The sequence below is a fragment of the Rhodanobacter sp. PCA2 genome (genome assembly GCF_013620825.1).
Lineage (GTDB): Bacteria > Pseudomonadota > Gammaproteobacteria > Xanthomonadales > Rhodanobacteraceae > Rhodanobacter_A.
In genome coordinates this window covers 3,488-23,004 of sequence record NZ_NJIC01000042.1, presented here as the reverse complement: position 1 = coordinate 23,004, position 19,517 = coordinate 3,488, and the positions used below count along the sequence as shown (strand labels likewise).

Below are 19,517 nucleotides of genomic sequence, written 5' to 3'. Positions count from 1 at the left end.
GGCTTTGCCTCTTGCTTTTCCTGGCGCTGCCGCTGCTGGCGCATGCCGCCGACGTGCGGGCCACGCTGGACCGCGGCACGGTGCAGATGGGCGAGACGGTGACCTTGAACCTGCACGTCACCGGCGGCAGCGGCAGCGTGGCGATGCCGGACCTGACGCCGCTGCTGCAGGACTTCGACATACTCGGCCGCTCGCAAAGCAGCAGCCTCAGCATCGTCAACGGCAGGAGCAGTTCGGAACTGGTGGTCGGCGTGGTGCTGCAGCCCAGGCATGCGGGCATGCTCACGATTCCGGCGCTGACGGTGGCGGGGGCACGGACCGCGCCGCTGCAACTGCAGGTCGCCCCGTCGAATCCGGCCGCCGCGGCCGCCATGCACCGCAGCGTGTTCATGGAAGCCCAGGTCGCGCCGCAGCAGGCGTGGGTGGGCCAGCAGCTCAGCTACGTGCTGCGGCTCTATTACAGCGGCAACATCACCAGCGGCGCGCTGGACGCGCCGCAGATCGACGGCGTGCAGCTCAGCCAGGTGGGCGGCGACCTGCGCTACGACGCCGAGCGCGGCGGCCGCGACTACCACGTGATCGAGCGGCGCTACGCGCTGGTGCCGCAGCATGCCGGCACGCTGGCGATTCCCGCCGTGGGTTTCCAGGGCCAGGCGCTGGATCCCGGCGATCCGGACAGTTTCTTCGGCGCCGGCGCGCCGGTGTCGGCCAGCTCGCCGCCGCTCACCGCGCAGATCCAGGCGCCGCCGGCAGACTGGGGCAAGGCGGCGTGGCTGCCGGCGCGCGCGCTCACGCTCACTCTGGAGGGCTGGCCCGATGCAAACACGCCGGTGCGCGTGGGCCAGCCGATCAACCTGACCATGAAGCTCGGCGCCACCGGCCTGCCGGTCGACACGCTGCCCGCGCTGAGCCTGCCCGCGTTGCAGGGCGCCACCGTGTACCCGGACCAGCCGTTCACGTCCACCGCGAACGACGGCCCGTGGCTGGTCGGCACCCGCCAGCGCGCCTTCGCGGTGGTGCCCGAGCAGGCCGGCACGCTCACCGTGCCGGCCACCACGCTGCGCTGGTTCGACGTGACCAGCGGCCAGCCGCGCACGGCCGAGATTCCCGCGCACAGCATCACCGTGCTGCCGGCCGCCGGTGCGGCGGCCACGCCACCGCAGGCCGCGGCGCCCGCTGTGTCGTCGTCGCCGGCCGTGGCGGCTTCGGCGCCCGCGGTCGCGGCGGCGCCTGCCGGCGTGCAGGCACATGGCACGCCATGGCGCTGGATCGCCCTGGCCAGCCTGCTGCTGTGGCTGCTCAGCATGCTGGCGTGGTGGCTGTGGCGCAGGCGCACCGTGCGAGGCGTCGGTGCGGCGGCAGGAGCAGGCGGCGCAACGGGCGACACCGCGCGCCAACTGCGCCAGGCCTTCCTCGCCGCCGCGCGGGGCAGCGATGCGCCGGCGCAGTTGCGCAGCCTGCTGGCCTGGGCCCAGGCCGAGCGCCCGGCGATCCAGCATCCGGGCGCCCTGGCCGCGGCGCTGGCGGATGAAGCGCAGCGGCAGGCGATCGCCGGCCTGCAGCGCCGCTGCTATGGCGATGCCGCGGCCACCGTGGCGTCGGGCGACGAGCTGGCCGCGGCGTTCAAGCGCGGCTTCGCATGGCGCGCAGCGGACAAGGCAGATGACGACGCCCTGCCGCCGCTGTATCCGTTCAAAGTGAAGTGAGCGCGTCCTGGAACACTGCGCGCATCGGCTCGCTGTAGCAGCACAGCGTGAGCTCGAGCGCCGGGTCGCTGGCCAGCGACTCGTGCAAGGTGCGCAGCGCCACCTCGGCGGCCAGCGGCGCCGGGTAGCCGTAGACGCCGCAACTGATCGCGGGGAAGGCGATGCGGCGCAGGCCGTGTTCGCGCGCCAGGAGCAGCACGTTGCGGTGGCAGTTCCCCAGCAGCGCCGGCTCGCCGTGGCCGCCGCCGCGCCACACCGGCCCCACGGTATGGATCACCCGGGCCGCCGGCAGCGCGAAGCCGGGCGTGATGCGTGCCTCGCCGGTGGGGCAGCGCACGCCGGGCGACACTTCCGGCAGCCTGCGGCAGGCGGCGAGCAGGGCCGGCCCGGCGGCACGATGGATGGCGCCGTCCACCCCGCCGCCGCCCAGCAAGGTCTCGTTCGCTGCGTTCACGATGGCGTCCACGGCGAGCGTGGTGATGTCGGCGGTAATGACGGAGATCAGCATGGCGGCGGGTGCTTCGGCTTATGCTTGGGGCATGTGACGGCGAGGTTGCAATCACCATGGCGAAAACGGAAGACCTTTCCTTCGGCTACCTGCTGAACGACGTGACCTTGCTGTTCCGCAAGCACTTCGATCGCCGCGCGGTGAAGTTCGGCCTCACCCGCGCGCAATGGCGCGCCACCAAGATGCTGTACCACCGCGAAGGCATGCGCCAGACCGAGCTGGCCGAGGCGCTGGAGATGGAACCGATCGCGGTGGGCCGGGTGATCGACCGCCTGCAGGCCGCGGGCTTCGTGGAGCGCCGTCCCGACCCGCGCGACCGTCGCGCGTGGCGCCTTTACGTCACGGCGCAGGCGCACGACGTGGTGGACGACATGGAGCAGATCGCGCGCGATCTGCGCCGGGAAGTCACCGCGGGCATCGCCTACGAGGAGCTGAAGCAGGCGCTGGCAGTGATTGGCCGGATCAAGGAGAACCTGCAGGCGCTGGACGGCTGCGACGCGGCGGTGCCGCGCGCAGAATAAAGGGTCCGGGCGCCCCGTTCCGGCCCCGGGCGGCGCAGGGGCGCCGCGGCATCGGCGTGCATTTCCCTGCCGCGACAGTCAACGCATCCATGCAGGCGTGCGTTTGACCCTGCCTTGATCCCTCCCGTGCTCAGGTGTCACATGGGTGTGGTCCGCTCCCGGCCGGAAGGTTCGATTCGATACTGGAGTTTCCATGCCTCAGCGCATGTCCTGGAAGAAGCTCGCTGCGCTGCTGGTCGCGGTGGTACTGGTGGTACTGGCGGCGCACTGGTGGACCGGTCGCGGCAAGCCGGCGCCCGGCAAGCCGGCCACGGCGAAGGCGGTGCCGGTGAAGACCGCGCTGGCGCAGCGCGGCAACCTGGATCTCTCGCTGCAGGCGATCGGCAGCGTCGAGGCGTACTCCACCGTGACCGTGCAGTCGCGCGTCAGCGGCCAGTTGCAGTCGCTGGCGTTCACCCCGGGCGGCCGCGTGAAGGCGGGGCAGGCGATCGCGCAGATCGATCCCAGCCTGTTGCAGGCGCAACTCGACCAGGCGCGCGGCAACCTCGCCAGGGACCAGGCCCAGCTGGCGAACGCCGAACAGGTGCTGCGCCGCTACACGCCGATGCTGGCCAAGGGCTACGTCTCGCAGACGGAGTACGACAGCTACAAGGCGAACGTGGGCGTGTACGCCGCCACGGTGAAGGCGGACCAGGCGGCGGTGGAGATGGCCCGCACCCAGCTCGGCTACGCGCGCATCGTGGCGCCGGTGGACAGCATCGCCGGCGCGCCGCTGGTCTACCCCGGCGCGCAGGCCAGCGCGAACAGCACCAACCTGGTGGTGCTGAACCAGGTGCGGCCGATCCACATCACGTTCTCCGTGCCCGAGACCGCGCTGGCCGGCGTGAAGGAGGCGTTCGCGCACGGCAAGGTCACGGTGGAGGTCGGCATCCCCGGCGTGAAGGGGCCGCTGCTGGAGGCCGCGCTGGACTTCATCAACAACGCGGTGGACGCCAGCACCGGCACGATCCAGCTCAAGGCGGCCTACCCGAACGCGGACGACCGGCTCACCCCGGGCCAGTTCGTGCAGGTGCGCCTGCCCACCACGCGGCTCGTCGACGTGGTGACGGTGCCGGTCGAGGCGTTGCAGAACTCGCCGAACGGCAGCTTCGTGTTCGTGGTGGGCGCCGACGGCAGCGTGCAGCAGCGCATGGTGACGGCCGGGCCCGGCAGCGGCGGCCGGCTGGTGATCGAGAAAGGCCTGGAGGGCGGCGAGCAGGTGGTCACCGACGGCCAGATGCTGCTGACCAACGGCACGCACGTGCGGGTGGTGAACGGATGAGCGGCGGCGAGGCAAGACCGGCCCCTCACCCCGGCCCTCTCCCCGGAGGGGAGAGGGAGACGACGCGCGATGCAGGTCTGCGTGACTTGGCGCGTGGCACGTGGAAGACGGGTCGCCTGCACGGAGGGCGGACCCCTTGAACCTCCCCGCACTCTGCATACGCCGGCCGGTGATGACGGCGCTGCTGATGATCGCGCTGATCGTGTTCGGCGTGGCGGCGTACCCGAAGCTGCCGGTGAACGAGCTGCCGAACGTGGACTTCCCCACCATCTCGGTGAGCGCGAGCCTGCCGGGCGCCTCGCCGGAGACCATGGCCACCGCGGTGGCGACGCCGCTGGAGAACCAGTTCTCCACCATCGCCGGCATCAGCCAGATGACCTCGACCAGCGCGCTGGGCTCGACCTCGATCACGCTGACCTTCGACCTCAGCCGCGAGATCGACGGCGCCGCGCAGGACGTGCAGGCGGCGATCTCCGCGGCGCAGCGGCAGCTGCCCACCACCATGCCCACGCCGCCCACCTTCCGCAAGGTGAACCCGGCGGACAAGGCGATCCTCTACCTCACGCTCGGCTCCGACACGCTGCCGCTGTCCACCGTGGACGAGTACGGCGAGACGCAGCTGGCGCAGCAGCTGTCGATGATCAGCGGCGTGGCGCAGGTGAGCGTGTTCGGCTCGCAGAAGTACGCGGTGCGCATCAAGGTCGACCCCGGCAAGCTGGCCGCGAACGGCGTCGGCATCGACACCGTGCAGCAGGCGATCGCGAACGCCAACGTCAACCTCGCCACCGGTTCGCTCAACGGCAGCCGCCAGCTGCTGCAGGTGAACTCGGACGGCCAGCTCAAGCAGGCCGCGCCTTACAACAATATCGTCGTGGCGTACCGCAACGGCGCGCCGGTGCGCCTGTCGCAGCTTGGCCAGGCCGAGGATGGCGTGCAGAACGACCAGGTGGCGAGCTGGTTCAACGGCAAGCGCGCGGTGGTGCTGGCGATCGACCGCCAGCCCGGCTCCAACACCGTGGCCACGATCGACCGCATCCGCGCGGTGCTGCCGCAGTTCGAGGCCACGCTGCCGCCGTCGATCCGGCTGCAGACGCTGTACGACCGCTCCGATTCCATCCGCGCCTCGGTGGACGACGTGCAGTTCACCCTGCTGCTGGCCGGCGTGCTGGTGGTGCTGGTGATCTACCTGTTCCTCGGCAACGCCTCGGCCACGCTGATCCCCGCGCTGGCGCTGCCGGTGTCGGTGATCGGCACCTTCGGCGTGATGTACGCGCTGGGCTACAGCCTGGACAACCTCTCGCTGCTGGCGCTCACCCTGGTGGTGGGCTTCGTGGTGGACGACGCGATCGTGATGCTGGAGAACATCGTGCGTCACGTCGAGGCCGGCATGGACCCGTACGAGGCCTCGCTGCTCGGCGCCGGCGAGATCGGCTTCACCATCTTCTCGATGACGCTGTCGCTGGTGGCGGTGTTCCTGCCGGTGATGTTCATGGGCGGCATCGTGGGCCGGCTGTTCCACGAGTTCGCGGTGGTGATCTCCACCGCGATCCTGATCTCCGGCTTCGTCTCGATCACGCTCACGCCCATGCTGTGCAGCCGCTTCGTGAAGCACGCCGAGCACGAAAGGAAGTCGCGCGTGGCGCTGGCCTTCGACCGCGGCTTCAACCGCGTGCGCGACGGCTACAACCGTTCGCTGGGCTGGGCGGTGGCGCATCCGCGCACGGTGCTGGGCGTGTTCTTCGCCAGCCTCCTCGCCACCGCGCTGCTGTTCGTGGTGGTGAACAAGGACTTCATCCCCGCGGGCGACACCGGCCAGCTGATGGTCAACACCGAGGGTCCGGACGACATCTCCATCGCCGGCATGAGCATCCGCCAGCAGCAGCTCGCGGCGATCGTGGGCGAGGACCCGAACATCGCCGCCTACATGTCGTCGGTGGGCTCCGGCGGCTCGCGCACCACCACGAACAACGGCTCGATCTTCATGCGGCTCAAGCCCGCGAACGAGCGCGAGCTGACCCCGGACGAGATCATCCAGGAGCTGCGTGCAAAATTCGCCCAGGTGCCGGGCATCCGCGCCTACATCCAGAACCCGCCGGCGATCCAGGTGGGCGGCCGCGCGTCCAAGGCGCAGTACCAGTACACCTTGCAGTCCACCGACCTCAACGCGCTGTACGCGGAGTCGGGCAAGGTGCTGACCGCGTTCGCCAGGCTGCCCGGTTTCCAGGACGTCACCAGCGACCTCGACCTCAACGGCCCGGCCATCAGCGTGCAGGTGGACCGCGAGAAGCTGGCGCCGCTGGGCCTGACCATGCGCCAGGTGCAGACCGCGCTGGGCACCGCGTTCGGCGCGGGCCAGGTCTCCACGATCTACGGCGCCGCCACGCAATACTGGGTGATCCTGCAGGTGCCGTACCAGCTGCAGAACGATCCGGACGTGCTGTCGCAGCTCTACGTCACCTCGAACACCGGCACGCTGGTGCCGCTGAACGCGGTCGCCACGTTCACGCGCAAGGCGCAGGCGCTCACCGTGAACCACCAGGGCGAGCTGCCCGCGGTGACCGTGTCGTTCAACCTCGCGCCCGGCGTGAGCCTCAGCCAGGCGGTGAGCGAGATCGACGGCGCGATGCGCCAGCTCGATTTGCCCGCCTCCATCACCGGCAGCGTGCAGGGCACGGCGCAGGCGTTCCAGCAGTCGATGCAGGGTATGGGCCTGCTGCTCGCGCTGGCGCTGTTCGTGATCTACCTGGTGCTCGGCATCCTGTACGAGAGCTTCATCCACCCGCTGACAATTCTTTCCGGCCTGCCCGCGGCGGGCGTGGGCGCGCTGCTCACGCTGATGCTGTTCAACGCGCCGCTGGACCTGTTCTCCTTCGTCGGCATCGTGATGCTGATCGGCATCGTGAAGAAGAACGCGATCATGCTGATCGACTTCGCGCTGGAACGGCAGCGCGTGGAAGGCATGGCGCCGGCCGCGGCCATCGTCGAGGCCTGCCACGTGCGCTTCCGCCCGATCATGATGACCACGATGGCTGCGTTCGCCGGCACCTTGCCGATCGCGCTGGGCATGGGCGCCGGCGCCTCCTCGCGCCGCCCGCTGGGCCTCGCCGTGGTGGGCGGCCTGGTGGTGTCGCAGGTGCTCACGCTGTACCTCACGCCGGTGATCTACCTGTACATGGACAGGTTGCAGCAGCGCTTCGGGCGCAAGCGCAAGACGAACGTGGAGAGCCTTCCGGCGCCATGACGAAGCAGGCGGCCCGCGGGCCGCCTGCTTCGTTCGTCATGCGGGTCCGGGACGGTCAGTCCTCGGCGCCGTCGCCCGCGAATGCGCCGGGCGCGGAGCCGAAGTCGCCATCGGCCTGGGCCGCCATGTACGAGAACGCCGCGTACACCGCCACGTTCTGCGCGAGCTGGTCCGGGTCGATCTTGTCCAGCGTGTCGTTCGGCGTGTGGTGCCAGTCGAAATAGCGCGTGGCGTCCTGGTCGAGGGTGAGCGCGGCCATGCCCCTGGCGTGCATCTGCGACAGGTCGGAACCGCCGCCACCCGGGCGCCGTGCGTCATAGGCCACGCCCAGCGGCTTCAGCACGCCGGCGATCTGCTCGATGGCATGCCGCGCCTGCGGCTTCACGCTGGCGCTCATCCGGTACACCTTGTCGGCGCCGAGGTCGGACTCGGTGCCGAGCTGGAACTTCGCTACTTCGTTCGCGTGCTTCTCCGCATACGCGCGGCCGCCCCACAGGCCCATTTCCTCGTTGGCGAAGGCGATCACGCGGATGCTGCGGTCGGGGCGCTGCGGCAGGTCGTGGATCAGCTTGGCGGCGGCCATCGCGATCGCCACGCCGGCGCCGTCGTCGATCGCGCCGGTGCCGGGGTCCCAGGAATCCAGGTGGCCGCCGATGGCGACGAACTGGTCGGGATGCTTGCGGCCGGTGATCTCGCCGATCACGTTCGCGCCGGTGTATTCGCCCACGATGCCGCAATCGAGGTCGAGCTTTACCGTCACCGGCTTGCCGTAGGCCAGCACGCGTTCGAGCTGGTCGGCGTCGGGGTTGGATAGCGCCGCGGCGGGAATCGCCTTGGCCGCGTCGCGGAAGCCGGTGACGCCGGTGTGGGCGATGCGCTGGTGCGCGTCGGTGCCGGCCGAGCGCAGCAGGTAACCCACCGCGCCTTTCTCCGCGGCGATCACCGGGCCGGCCACGCGCGCGCCGGAGCCGATGGCGTAGTCGGCGCCGTCCTTCTTGCGCTGCATGCGGGGACCGACGTAGACGATCCTGCCCTTGATCGTGGCTGGGTCGGCCGCCTTCAGCGCGGCGAGGCTGTCGAAGCTGACCACCTGCGCGGTGAGGCCGCCCTTGGGCGTGCCCGGCGAATAGCCCAGCGCGGTGAGCACCAGCGATTGCGGGAACGGCGCCACGATGGCGCCGCTCTCGTGGCGGCGCTCCCACAGCGGATAGCTCACCGGCTCGGTGTAGACCTTGTCGAAACCCAGCGCCTTGAACTTCGCCACCGCCCAGTCGCGGGCGCGCTGGTCGGCCGGGCTGCCGGCCATGCGCGGGCCGACCTCGGTGGTCAGCGATTTCACCACCTGCCAGGCGGTGTCGTCGTGCAGCGCCTTGTCGCGCAGTTGCTCGGCCGTCTTCACGGCGGCGGCGGGAACAACGGTATCGGCGGCGCTGGCGAGGCCGCCGGCGAGCAGCAGGCTGGCGGCGAGTAGGGTGAGGGCGGGGCGGCGCATGTGCGACTCCGTGCGAAGGAACCGCGATTATCGCGCCGCGCGTTCCTGCCGCTTGGGCCGGAAGTCACGGCGCGTGGTGCGCGGAGGCGGCGCGTAGCCGCCCCCGCGGGCGCGGATCACTGCTTGTTCTTGAGCAGGTCGCGGATTTCGGTGAGCAGGGCCACGTCGGCCGGCGGCGCGGCAGGCGCCTCTTCCTTCTTCTGCTGCAGCCGGTTCATCAGCTTGATCACCATGAAGATCGCGAATGCGACGATGAGGAAGGTGATGATGGTATTGATGAAGCTGCCGTAGTTGATCGCCACTTCGGCGATCTTGTGCTTGGGGTCGCTGTCGTCGGCGGCTTTGAGCACCCACTTCATCGCCGAGAAATCGACGCCGCCGGTGAGCGCGCCGATCGGCGGCATGATCACGTCGCTGACCAGGGAACTGACGATCTTGCCGAACGCACCGCCGATCACGATACCGACCGCCATGTCCATCACGTTGCCGCGCATGGCAAACGCCTTGAATTCCTGCAGCATGCTCATTGCTGTGTTCTCCCTGGGTGGTGCGCCGAATGGCCGGGAGACTCTAGCGCAACAGCTGCAAGGGCGGGGTAAACGGCGGCGGCAGGATCTTGCGCTGGCTCAGGCGATGCGGCCGTCGAGTTCGGCGTAGCCGGCCAGCTCGGCGTGGAAGCGGTCGCCGCGCGCGAGCGCGGCCACGCCGGCGGGCGTGCCGGTGAATACCAGGTCGCCGGGTTTCAGCTCGAACAGGGTGGAAAGCGCGGCGAGGATGTGCGGCACGTCGTGCAGCATCTCGCTGAGCCGTGCGTGCTGGCGCAGCGTGCCGTTCACGCTCAGCCGCAGCTCGGTGTCCGGGCCGGGCAGGGCGCCGGCCAGCGGGCGCAGCGCCGATACCGGCGCGCTGTGGTCGAACGCCTTGGCCACGTCCCAGGGCTGGCCCTTGGCCTTGGCCTGCGCCTGCAGGTCGCGGCGCGTGAGGTCCAGCCCCACGCCCACGCCCCACACCAGCGCGGCGGCACGTTCCACCGGCACGTCGCGGCCGCCGGCGCCCAGCGCCAGCACCATTTCCACCTCGTGGTGCAGATCCTGCGTGATGGACGGGTAGGGCACGTCGGCGCCATCCGCCACCACCGCGTCGGCCGGCTTGCAGAAGAACATCGGCCGGCCGGGTTCCACCGTGGCGCCCATTTCCTTCACGTGGTCGGCGTAGTTGCGGCCGATGCAGAACACGCGGCGGATCGGGAAGCGCCGATCCGAACCGAGGATCGGCAGGCTGGGTACGGCGGGCGGGGCGATGGCGTAGTCCATGCCGCCCAGCGTAACGCCTCGCGGGGGGTGGATGACAGCTGTCACGCGCGATGCCTGATGCCTGCCCATGTCGGGCGTGTCGCGGCGAACCTACCGTATCCGGCATCAAGCGATGAAGGGGAATGCGGTGAGCAACAGCGAGCTGCTGAAGGAGCTGCGCATCGAGCGCCACCAGCGCGAGGCGCACGACGGGCGCATGCCGCGCTGGCCGTGGATCGTGCTTGCGCTGGTGCTCTTGCTGGCGTTGCTGGGCGGCGGTGCGTGGTGGATGCTGGGGCATCGCGCCATCGCCGTGCAGACCGCCATCGCGGTGTCGCCGGCCAGCGACAGCGGCGCCGGCGCGGTGCTGCAGGCCACCGGCTACGTCACCGCGCGGCGGCAGGCCACGGTGTCGGCGCAGATCACCGGCACGCTCACCGCCGTGCTGATCGAGGAAGGCGATCACGTGAAGAAGGGCCAGGTGCTGGCCCGGCTGGACGACAGCGCGTACCGGGCCGGGCTGGAGGCAGCGAGGGCGCAGGCTGCCGCCGCGCATGCGCTGGTGGCGCAATACAAGGCGCAACTGGCGCAGAACGATCGCGACGCCGCGCGCCAGCAATCGCTGGCCGCGCAGGGACTGGTGCCGAAGCAGGCGGCCGAGCAGGCACGCACGCTGGCCGAAGGCACGCGCGCCCAGCTCGCCGCGCAGATGAAGACGGCGGGTTCGGCGGACGCGCAGGTGATGCAGGCACAGGTCAACTTCGACTACTGCGTGGTGCGCGCGCCGTTCGACGGCGTCATCACCACCAAGGACGCGCAGGTGGGCGAGATCGTCTCGCCGTTCTCCGCCGGCGGCGGCTTCACCCGCACCGGCATCGGCACCATCGTCGACATGGATTCGCTGGAAGTCGACGTGGACGTCAACGAGGCCTACATCGGCCGCGTGAAGCCGGACATGCCCGCCGAGGCGGTGCTCGACGCCTACCCGGACTGGAAGATTCCCGCCCACGTGATCGCCATCGTGCCCGCTGCCGACCGCGGCAAGGCCACGGTGAAGGTGCGCGTGGCGCTGGAGCAGAAGGACGCGCGCATCGTGCCGAACATGGGCGTGCGGGTGTCCTTTCTCGAACAGAAGCCGGCGAACGTGGCGCAGGCGCCGAAAGGCGTGCTGGTGCCGGCGAAGGCGATCGTGCAGCGCGACGGCCGCAGCGTGGTGTTCGTGGTCGCCGCCGGCAAGGCGCAACTGCGCGCGGTGAAACCGGCGGCACTGAACTACGGCGAGCTGAAGCTGGTACCGGACGCGCTGCAGCCGGGCGACGTGCTGGTGCTGTCGCCGCCGGCCGAGCTGCGCGACGGCGCCGACGTCCAGACGGAAAAAAGCTCTCCCTGATCGCCGCGCCCGCACCGGCAGGCGCGCACCGCCATCCATCCGGCCAACATCCATCGGAGCAACGCCATGGACACACTGATCCAGATCCGCGACCTTTCCAAGGTCTACCAGCGCGGCAAGCAGAAGGTCGAGGTGCTGCACCACATCAACCTCGACATCGCCGAGGGCGACTTCCTCGCGCTGATGGGGCCGTCCGGCTCGGGCAAGACCACCCTGCTCAACCTGATCGGCGGGCTCGACTCGCCCACTGCCGGCAGCATCGGCGTGGCCGGCTCGCGCATCGACCAGCTCGGCGGCGGCGCGCTGGCGAAGTGGCGCGCGGCCAACGTCGGCTTCGTGTTCCAGTTCTACAACCTGATGCCGATGCTGAGCGCGCAGAAGAACGTGGAGCTGCCGCTGCTGCTCACCAAGCTCTCGGGCGCGCAGCGCCGGAAGAACGCGGGCATCGCGCTGCAACTGGTGGGCCTGGCCGACCGCGCCTCGCACAAGCCCAGCGAGCTCTCCGGCGGCCAGCAGCAGCGCGTGGCGATCGCCCGCGCGATCGTCTCCGATCCCACCCTGCTGGTCTGCGACGAGCCCACCGGCGACCTCGACCGCCAGAGCGCCGAGGACGTGCTCGGCCTGCTGCGCACGCTGAATCGCGAGCACGGCAAGACCATCGTGATGGTCACCCACGATCCCAAGGCCGCCGAGTACGCCAACCACACCCTGCACCTGGACAAGGGCACCCTCGTCGAACAGGTGACGGCGTGAACGCGTTGGATGCAGCTTCTTCTCCCCTGCGGGGAGAGGGTTGGGGTGAGGGGAAAGGCTTGCGGAAGGGCTCGATGAAAGCGCACCGCGGGCCATGCCATCGCAAACGCCAGCCCCTCATACGACCCTTCGGGCCACCTTCTCCCCAGCGGGGAGAAGGAAAAACGCTGGAGGCAACCCCATGAAATACTTCCATCTGATCTGGGCGGCGCTGTTCCGGCGCAAGTCGCGCACCTTCCTCACCCTGGTGTCGATCATGGCCGCGTTCGTGCTGTTCGGCCTGCTCGACTCCGTGCGCCAGGCCTTCAACGCGGGCGACAGCGTGGCGGGCGCGGGCCGGCTGATCGTGAACTCGAAGATGTCGATGCAGCAGGCCCTGCCCGAAAGCCTGGGCGCGCGCATCGCCGCGGTGCCGGGCGTGTCGGCGGTGGCCACGGCGAACTGGTTCGGCGGCGTCTACCAGGACCCGCGCAACCAGGTCATCAGCTTCGCGGTGAGCCCGAACTACTTCGACCTCTATCCGGAAATGAGCCTGCCCGCCGACCAGCGCGCCAGCTGGGACAAGACGCGCACCGGCGCCGTGGTCGGCGCGGCGCTGGCGAAGCGCTTCGGCTGGAAGATCGGCGACAAGATCCCGCTGCAGTCGACGATCTTCCCGTCCAAGGCCAGCGGCAACAGCACCTGGACGTTCGACATCGTGGGCATCTTCCACGGGAAGACTCCGAGCGACGCCGGGCGCGAGCAGATGCTGATGTTCCACTGGAAGTATTTCGACGAGAACAACGCCTTCGGTTCCGGCACCGTGCACTGGTACGTGGTGAAGGTGGCCGACCCGGCGCGGGCCGATGCGGTGGCGAAGACGATCGACGCGATCTCGGCGAATTCCGACCACGAGACGCGCGCGCAGACCGAGCAGGCGTTCCAGGCTTCCTTCATCAAGCAGCTGGTGAACATCGGCCTGATCGTCAGCGCGATCATGGGCGCGGTGTTCTTCACCCTGCTGCTGCTGACCGGCAACACCATGATGCAGGCGGTGCGCGAGCGCACGTCGGAGCTGGCGGTGCTCAAGACGATCGGCTTCTCCAGCCGCAGCGTGCTGGCGATGGTGCTGACCGAGGGCGTGCTGATGCTGCTGCTCGGCGGCGTGATCGGGCTGGCGCTGGTGTCGTTCATCGTGCCCCACATCGGCGCCGCCAGCGGCGGCATGGTGCCGGTGCATGCGGTATCCGGCAGCACCTGGTCGGCCGGCGTGCTGCTGATGGTGCTGATCGGCCTGGTGGTGGGCCTGCCGCCTGCGTGGCGCGCGATGCGCCTGAACATCGTCGATGCCCTGAGCGGGCGGTGAGGAAGCAGCCATGAAGAAATTCCTGATCAATCTCGGCCTGCTGCTGCTCGTCGTGGTGGCGCTGATGGCGTGGACGGCGTTGCCGTGGTTCGGCGTCGCGGCGCTCGCCGTCGTGCTGGCGTTGTGGATGGCGCTCACGCGCAGCGGCCGCCAGGCGGGTTCGGTGACGGCGGTGGGCGTCGGCACGTTGCGGCAACGGCTGGGTTCGTCCTCGGTGATCGTGGTCGGCATCGCCGGCGTGGTCGGCGTGCTGGTGGCGCTGCTGGCGATGGGGCAGGGCTTCCAGGCCACGCTGCAGAGCGGCGGCCGCGACGACACCGCGATCGTGCTGCGCGGCGGCTCGGTGTCCGAGGCGCAGTCGGTGCTGACGCGCGACGACATCGTCGCCGTCGAACAGGCGCCCGGCATCGCCCGCGGCAGCGACGGCAAGCCGCTGGCCTCGGCCGAGCTGGTGGTGACCGCCACCCTGCACAAGAAGGGTTCCACCGACGATGCCAATGCGCAGCTGCGCGGCGTGGACGGCGCGGCCTGGGCCTTGCGGCCGACGCTGAAGATCGTCGCGGGCCGCATGTTCGAGCCCGGCCTCGACGAGCTGGTGGTGGGCCAGGGCGCGCACCACGAGTTCGCCGGCCTCGACGTCGGCGACGAAGTGAAGCTGGGCCGGCAGAGCTGGAAGGTGGTCGGCGTGTTCGCCAGCGGCGACGCCTACGATTCCGAGCTGTGGGCCGACCGCCAGGAAGTGGCCGCGGTCTACCGTCGCGGCAACAGTGCGGAATCCGTGCTGGTGAAACTCACCGGCGCGGCGGCGTTCGAGCCGTTCAAGGCGGCGCTGGCGGCCGATCCCAAGCTGAAGGTGGAAGCCGACACCACGCGCGCCTTCTTCGCGCGCCAGTCCGAATCCCTCGCCAGGACGATCCGCGTGGTGGGCATCGTCGTGGGCCTGATCATGGCCATCGGCGCGGTGTTCGGCGCGCTCAACTGCATGTTCGCCGCCGTGGCCTCGCGCGCCCGCGAAATCGCCACCCTGCGCGCCATCGGTTTCCGCGGCGTGCCGGTGGTGGTGTCGGTGATGCTGGAAACCATGCTGCTCGCCCTCGCCGGCGGCCTGCTCGGCGCGCTGCTGGTGTGGCTAGTGTTCGACGGTTACTCCGCCTCCACGCTCAACGGCTTCACCGACGTGATGTTCCAGTTCAAGGTCGGCCCCAACCTGATCTGGACGGGTTTGAAGTGGGCGCTGGCGATCGGCTTCGTCGGAGGGCTATTTCCCGCCGTGCGTGCTGCGCGGTTGCCGGTGACCACGGCGCTGCGCGAGCTATGAGCATGCGAGGCTCCTCTCCCGTGGTGAGAGGAGCCGGGCTGAGAGGCATGCCGAAGTCAGTCTGACGCCTCTAGGCGCTGCGCCCATGAAGCGTCATCCCGGCGAAAGCCGGGATCCAGCGCCTTCGGCTCTTTGGGGAAAGTCACTGGATTCCTGCTTCCGCAGGAATGACGGCGAGCAAGAGTGGAACGGCGGCCAGACAGCAAACGGGCTGCTCCCGCCCCTTCAAGGCATCACGGGCGGCACATACGTAAGCGTCAGCCCCAGCAGCCACAGCAGCCCAAGCACCAGCGGCACGTGCACCAGCAACTGCATGAAGGTGTAGCCCACCACGTCGCGCGCCTTGAGGCCGAGCACGCCGAGCAGGGGCAGCATCCAGAACGGGTTGATCAGGTTCGGCAGCGCCTCGGCGGCGTTGTATACCTGCACCGCCCAGCCGAGATGCACGTGCAGGTCGTTCGCCGCCTGCATCACGTAGGGCGCCTCCACCAGCCACTTGCCGCCGCCCGAGGGCACGAAGAAGCCGAGGATGGCGGAGTACGCGCCCATCACCGCGGGGAAGCTGTCGGTGCTGGCCACGTGCACGAACAGCTGCGACAGACGGTGCGCCAGCGTCACGCCGCCCGCGCCCTGCGCGTGGGTGAGCAGGGCCGCGATGCCGCCGTACAGCGGGAACTGGATCAGCACGCCGGCGGTGCTCGGCACCGCGCGCGCCACCGCGTCGAGGAAGCTGCGCGGGCGCCAGTGCAGCAGCAGGCCCACGGTGAGGAACAGGAAGTTGTAGGTATTGAGGTTCGCGATCGCGGTCACCGCGTTCTTGGTGGCGAACTCGTGGCCCAGCCAGCCCAGCCCCAGCAGGCCGATCAGCACCGCCAGCAGCGGGCTGTATTCCAGCCATTCGCCGGGACGGGTGCGCGGCGGCAACTTGGGCACGGCGGCGGCTTCGGTCACGCCGAAATCGCGCGCGGTGCGCGCATTGCGCTCCGACGGCGCGGTGAGCCAGCACACCACCAGCGAGGCCGCGATCAGGCAGGCGGTGAGCACGAAGGACTGCCACAGGAAGATCGTGCTGGTGAACGGCAGCACGCCGGTGATCGCGAGCAGGCCGGGCGGCATGCTCGCCGGGTTCGCCTGCAGCTGCGCCGCCGACGAGGAGAGACCCATCGCCCACACCGCGCCGAGGCCGAGGTAGGCCGCCGCGCCGGCCGCGCGGTAATCCATGCGCAGCTCCTCGCGCCGCGCCAGCGCGCGCACCAGCAGGCCGCCGAACACCAGCGAGAAGCCCCAGGACAGCAGCGAGGCCAGCATGCTCACCAGCGCCACGTAGCAGATCGCGCCGCGTCCGCTCTTCGGCACCCGCGCCAGCAGATCGATGAAGCGCGCGACCACCGGCGCGGTGGCCACCACGTAGCCGCCGATCACCACGAAGGCCATCTGCATGGTGAAGGGGATCAGGCTCCAGAAGCCGTCGCCGAACGCGTTGACGGTGGCCACGGGCGTCGAGCCGAAGCCCAGCGCGGCCACCGCCACGATCGCCACGCCCAGCGCCGCGAACACCCAGGCGTCGGGAAACCAGCGCTCCGACCATGCCGCGCTGCGCAGCGCCATGCGCGCCATCAGGCCTTCGTTCGTCGTGTTCATGGCCGAGCTCCTCCCATGCGATGCCGCGGGCATGGTGGCGCGCGGTTGTCGTGCGGGGCAAGCCGACGATGGTCGGGGCGTGGCGCCTAGGCGCGTTTCTGGTGCGCCAGCGTGATCGCCGCCACGCCGAGCAGGATCACCGCCATGCCGGCGAGTTCGAGCGGCCCGATGTGCTCGTTGGCCAGCAGCATGCCGAACAGCACGGCCACCGGCGGGTTCACGTAGGCGTAGCTGGTGGCGAGCACGGGACGCGCATGCTTGAGCACGTAGAGGTAGGCGCTGAAGCCGATCAGCGAGCCGAACACCACCAGGTAGGCCAGCGCGAGGTTGGCGTGCAGCGAAGGATGCGCCGGCAGGCGCTCGCCGCCGCCGAAGCCCATGAGCAGCAGCGCCGCGCTGCCGCACAGCATCTGTGCCGCGGTGTTCATCGGGCCGGCCGGCATGTCCTGGTGCTTGCTCCACACCGAGCCGAACGCCCATGCGGCGGCGGCCGTCAGCAGCGCCAGCGCGGCGATGCGCGAGCCGGAGAGGTCGCTGCCGAAGTTGAGCACGATCACGCCCGCGAAACCGATCAGCAGGCCGAACATCTCGCGCCGGTTCGATCGGTGCCCGTACCAGCTGCCGAACAGCGCGGCGAACAGCGGCATGCTGGCCACCGCCACGGCGGCGATGCCCGAGCTCACGCGTTCCTCGGCGAAGCACACCAGGCCGTTGCCGAGGCCGAGCAGCAGCGTGCCGACGAAGGCCGCGTTGCGCCACTGCAGCAGGGTGGGCGACGCCACGCCGCGCAGGCACAGCCAGCCGAACAGCAGCGAGCCGGCGATCAGGAAGCGCACGCCGGCGAGCAGGAACGGCGGCCAGCTTTCCAGCGCGAAGCGGATGCCGAGATAGGTCGAGCCCCAGATCACGTACAGCGCGAGCAGGCCCAGCGGCACCAGCAAGCGGGATCGGTCGGCGGCGGCGTTCGTCGCGCCGTTGGCGGTGAGGGCGGTGGCATCGTTCATTGCGGAAACTCGGCAGAGGGGTGCAGCGCGCGGCGCAGTCTACAGGCTGGGCATGGCCTCATCCGGCACTTCGTCGGGCACGGCATGCCGCCGTGGGGACGGCGGCGGCATGCATGATGGAGGAGATGCGGTCCGTGCGGTAGCGCGCCGTGCGCAAGGCAGGCTTGAGGCGGAATCAAGGCCCGGGGCGAACGCTCAGCCCTGCTTGCGGCGCGCTTCCGGCGGCGTGGCGCGACGCCGTTCCTGCGCCAGCAGCGTGCGCTTGCGTTCCACGCCCCAGCGCCAGCCGCCCGGCGTGCCGTCCTCGCGGATCACGCGATGGCAGGGCACGATCAGGGCAAGGCGGTTGTTGCCGCAGGCGTTGCCCACCGCGCGAGCAGCCTTGGGCGCGCCGATCGCGGCGGCCAGTTCGCCGTAGCTGCGCGTCTCGCCGGCTGGTATGCGGGTGAGCGCGTTCCACACGCGCCACTGGAAGGCCGTGGCGGCCACATCCAGCGGCGGCAGCGCGGGTGCGGCGGCATCGCTCCAGCCGAGTTCGCTGGCGATGCGCGCGATCACCGCATCCAGCCACTCCTCGCGGCCAGCGTCCACGCGTTCGCGCGCGGCCTGCGGAAATTCGGCGGCGAGCCGCGCCTCGAGTTCGGCGTCGTTCGCGCCCAGGGTCACGGCGCAGATGCCGCGCGCCGTGGCCGCCACCAGCAGCCGGCCGAGCGGCGTGGCGGTGGTGGTGTAGCGGATGCTGGCGCCCGCGCCACCGGCGCGGTAGCTGGCCGGCGTCATGCCGAGCAGGCGGTCGCTGTTCTCGTAGACACGGCTGCCGGAGCCGAAGCCGGCTTCGTACACCGCATCGGCGACTGCGGCGCCGTCGCGCAGCGCCGCCTTGAGTTGCCCGAAGCGGCGGGCGCGATGGTATTCGGCCGGGCTCATGCCGTAGCGGCGGCGGAACGCGCGCTGCAGGTGGCTGGGGCTCAGTCCGGCGAACTGCGCGAGCGCGTCGAGCGTGGGCGCTTCGTCGGCGTGCTCGATGCGGGCACGCACGCGTTCGAGGGTTTCGGCGATGGAGGCGGGTTGGGCGTTCATGGCGTCGTCCGGCAGGGCACGACGCCATGGTGTGCCGGTGCGGCGACGCACGCCATCCGGATCTTGCGTCAGTGGTGTACCACCGGACCCTGGCGGATCACCACGAACTCGCCTTCCAGGACGTCGGTCGGCTTGTTCGGCCTGGCTGCAGTAGCGATCGGCGCGCGCGGCTGCTTCCACTGGCGCCACGCCAGCAACAGGGCGCCGCCGACCAGCAGCACGCCGGCCACGGCCAGCCCGAACACCAGCAGCACGCCCAGCATCGCAATGCCCAGCAACAGCGACAGGGCGCGCACCAGCGGGTGGCGGGAACGACGGGGAGAGGGCAGATGGAAGCGCATGTGTTAAAAATCCGTGTGCTAAAATCAACGACTTACGCGTGCAACGATGAGGCCATCCGGCCCGCAGGACAAGTGCCGATGGACACCGTTTCCCCCGAATCCCTGTTGTGCCGGCTGGACGAGATTCCCGACGGCGACGTCACCGCGGTCGAAGGCGTGGGCGCACTGGATGGCGAGAGCGTGATCGTCCAGCGTCGCGGTGGCGAGGTGCGGGCCTGGCTCAATGTCTGCCCGCACGCCGGCCGCCGGCTGGACTACGCACCCGGCCGCTTCCTGCTCAAGGACGAACTGCTGATCTGTGCCGTGCACGGCGCCAGCTTCAACCGCAACGACGGCATCTGCGTGGCCGGCCCCTGCCGCGGCGAACACCTGCGCGCGCTGGCGGTCAGCGTGCGCGACGGCGAGGTGTGGCTGACCGGCTGAGCGCCGGCTCGAAGAGCGGCCGGTGTGTTGCCCGTGAGGGCTTGATCGGGTGTTTGCGGGCTTGTGGCTGCCGCGGCGATGGCGCGGCCGCGGGTGGCGCCGGGCTGGGCGGCGATTGACTTATAAGCAACATAAATTGTT

Annotated in this window: 17 protein-coding genes; 9 read left to right on the top strand and 8 right to left on the bottom strand. The window is 70.1% G+C overall.

Annotated features, from left to right (window positions below; all coding sequences use genetic code 11):
- Positions 1 to 11: 11 nt before the first annotated feature.
- Positions 12 to 1,706, top strand: coding sequence for a BatD family protein (locus PCA_RS13815; protein WP_255436873.1), 1,695 nt, complete (start codon positions 12 to 14; stop codon positions 1,704 to 1,706).
- Here the strand turns inward: PCA_RS13815 and PCA_RS13810 are convergent.
- Positions 1,693 to 2,214: an O-acetyl-ADP-ribose deacetylase gene (locus PCA_RS13810; protein WP_181303198.1), complete on the bottom strand. Its 522-nt coding sequence runs from the start codon at positions 2,212 to 2,214 to the stop codon at positions 1,693 to 1,695. The two genes, PCA_RS13815 and PCA_RS13810, sit on opposite strands and share 14 nt — an antisense overlap.
- Before the next feature lie 56 nt (positions 2,215 to 2,270).
- Here PCA_RS13810 and PCA_RS13805 point away from each other — a divergent pair, with 56 nt between their 5' ends.
- From PCA_RS13805 to PCA_RS13795, 3 genes are all read left to right on the top strand, one after another.
- Positions 2,271 to 2,735: a MarR family winged helix-turn-helix transcriptional regulator gene (locus PCA_RS13805; RefSeq protein ID WP_181303197.1), complete on the top strand. Its 465-nt coding sequence runs from the start codon at positions 2,271 to 2,273 to the stop codon at positions 2,733 to 2,735.
- 193 nt (positions 2,736 to 2,928) lie between these two features.
- Positions 2,929 to 4,056: an efflux RND transporter periplasmic adaptor subunit gene (locus tag PCA_RS13800; RefSeq protein WP_255436872.1), complete on the top strand. Its 1,128-nt coding sequence runs from the start codon at positions 2,929 to 2,931 to the stop codon at positions 4,054 to 4,056.
- Between the two features lie 136 nt (positions 4,057 to 4,192).
- Positions 4,193 to 7,297 (top strand): efflux RND transporter permease subunit, encoded by a 3,105-nt coding sequence (locus PCA_RS13795; RefSeq protein ID WP_181303196.1) that lies wholly within the window; start codon positions 4,193 to 4,195, stop codon positions 7,295 to 7,297.
- Between the two features lie 55 nt (positions 7,298 to 7,352).
- On the opposite strand, the gene PCA_RS13790 is transcribed toward PCA_RS13795, so the two are convergent.
- The 3 genes from PCA_RS13790 to PCA_RS13780 all read right to left on the bottom strand — a co-directional run bounded on the left by PCA_RS13790 (position 7,353) and on the right by PCA_RS13780 (position 10,102).
- Entirely contained in the window at positions 7,353 to 8,789 is a 1,437-nt protein-coding gene (locus tag PCA_RS13790) for a M20/M25/M40 family metallo-hydrolase (protein ID WP_181303195.1), read from the bottom strand.
- Between the two features lie 116 nt (positions 8,790 to 8,905).
- Positions 8,906 to 9,316 (bottom strand): large-conductance mechanosensitive channel protein MscL, encoded by a 411-nt coding sequence (mscL, locus tag PCA_RS13785; protein ID WP_219918825.1) that lies wholly within the window; start codon positions 9,314 to 9,316, stop codon positions 8,906 to 8,908.
- Positions 9,317 to 9,415: 99 nt separating this feature from the next.
- Positions 9,416 to 10,102: a fumarylacetoacetate hydrolase family protein gene (locus tag PCA_RS13780; RefSeq protein WP_181303194.1), complete on the bottom strand. Its 687-nt coding sequence runs from the start codon at positions 10,100 to 10,102 to the stop codon at positions 9,416 to 9,418.
- Between the two features lie 127 nt (positions 10,103 to 10,229).
- Here PCA_RS13780 and PCA_RS13775 point away from each other — a divergent pair, with 127 nt between their 5' ends.
- The 4 genes from PCA_RS13775 to PCA_RS13760 all read left to right on the top strand — a co-directional run bounded on the left by PCA_RS13775 (position 10,230) and on the right by PCA_RS13760 (position 14,887).
- Positions 10,230 to 11,471 (top strand): efflux RND transporter periplasmic adaptor subunit, encoded by a 1,242-nt coding sequence (locus PCA_RS13775; protein ID WP_181303193.1) that lies wholly within the window; start codon positions 10,230 to 10,232, stop codon positions 11,469 to 11,471.
- A 66-nt stretch (positions 11,472 to 11,537) separates the two neighbouring features.
- On the top strand, positions 11,538 to 12,224 hold the full coding sequence (locus PCA_RS13770) for an ABC transporter ATP-binding protein (RefSeq protein WP_181303192.1): 687 nt from the start codon (positions 11,538 to 11,540) through the stop codon (positions 12,222 to 12,224).
- A 181-nt stretch (positions 12,225 to 12,405) separates the two neighbouring features.
- On the top strand, positions 12,406 to 13,569 hold the full coding sequence (locus PCA_RS13765) for an ABC transporter permease (protein ID WP_181303191.1): 1,164 nt from the start codon (positions 12,406 to 12,408) through the stop codon (positions 13,567 to 13,569).
- Between the two features lie 10 nt (positions 13,570 to 13,579).
- Entirely contained in the window at positions 13,580 to 14,887 is a 1,308-nt protein-coding gene (locus tag PCA_RS13760; protein ID WP_181303190.1) for an ABC transporter permease, read from the top strand.
- 225 nt (positions 14,888 to 15,112) lie between these two features.
- On the opposite strand, the gene PCA_RS13755 is transcribed toward PCA_RS13760, so the two are convergent.
- The 4 genes from PCA_RS13755 to PCA_RS13740 all read right to left on the bottom strand — a co-directional run bounded on the left by PCA_RS13755 (position 15,113) and on the right by PCA_RS13740 (position 18,953).
- Positions 15,113 to 16,504: a TIGR00366 family protein gene (locus tag PCA_RS13755; RefSeq protein ID WP_181303252.1), complete on the bottom strand. Its 1,392-nt coding sequence runs from the start codon at positions 16,502 to 16,504 to the stop codon at positions 15,113 to 15,115.
- A gap of 110 nt (positions 16,505 to 16,614) precedes the next feature.
- Complete coding sequence (gene yedA, locus PCA_RS13750; RefSeq protein WP_181303189.1) at positions 16,615 to 17,532, bottom strand: drug/metabolite exporter YedA; 918 nt, start codon at positions 17,530 to 17,532, stop codon at positions 16,615 to 16,617.
- Between the two features lie 195 nt (positions 17,533 to 17,727).
- The gene (locus PCA_RS17740) at positions 17,728 to 18,612 is read right to left on the bottom strand and encodes a methylated-DNA--[protein]-cysteine S-methyltransferase (protein ID WP_181303188.1); all 885 of its coding nucleotides are present in this window, start codon (positions 18,610 to 18,612) and stop codon (positions 17,728 to 17,730) included.
- A 68-nt stretch (positions 18,613 to 18,680) separates the two neighbouring features.
- Positions 18,681 to 18,953 (bottom strand): hypothetical protein, encoded by a 273-nt coding sequence (locus tag PCA_RS13740; RefSeq protein ID WP_181303187.1) that lies wholly within the window; start codon positions 18,951 to 18,953, stop codon positions 18,681 to 18,683.
- A 78-nt stretch (positions 18,954 to 19,031) separates the two neighbouring features.
- Here PCA_RS13740 and PCA_RS13735 point away from each other — a divergent pair, with 78 nt between their 5' ends.
- Entirely contained in the window at positions 19,032 to 19,376 is a 345-nt protein-coding gene (locus PCA_RS13735) for a Rieske (2Fe-2S) protein (protein ID WP_181303186.1), read from the top strand.
- Positions 19,377 to 19,517 lie beyond the last annotated feature (141 nt).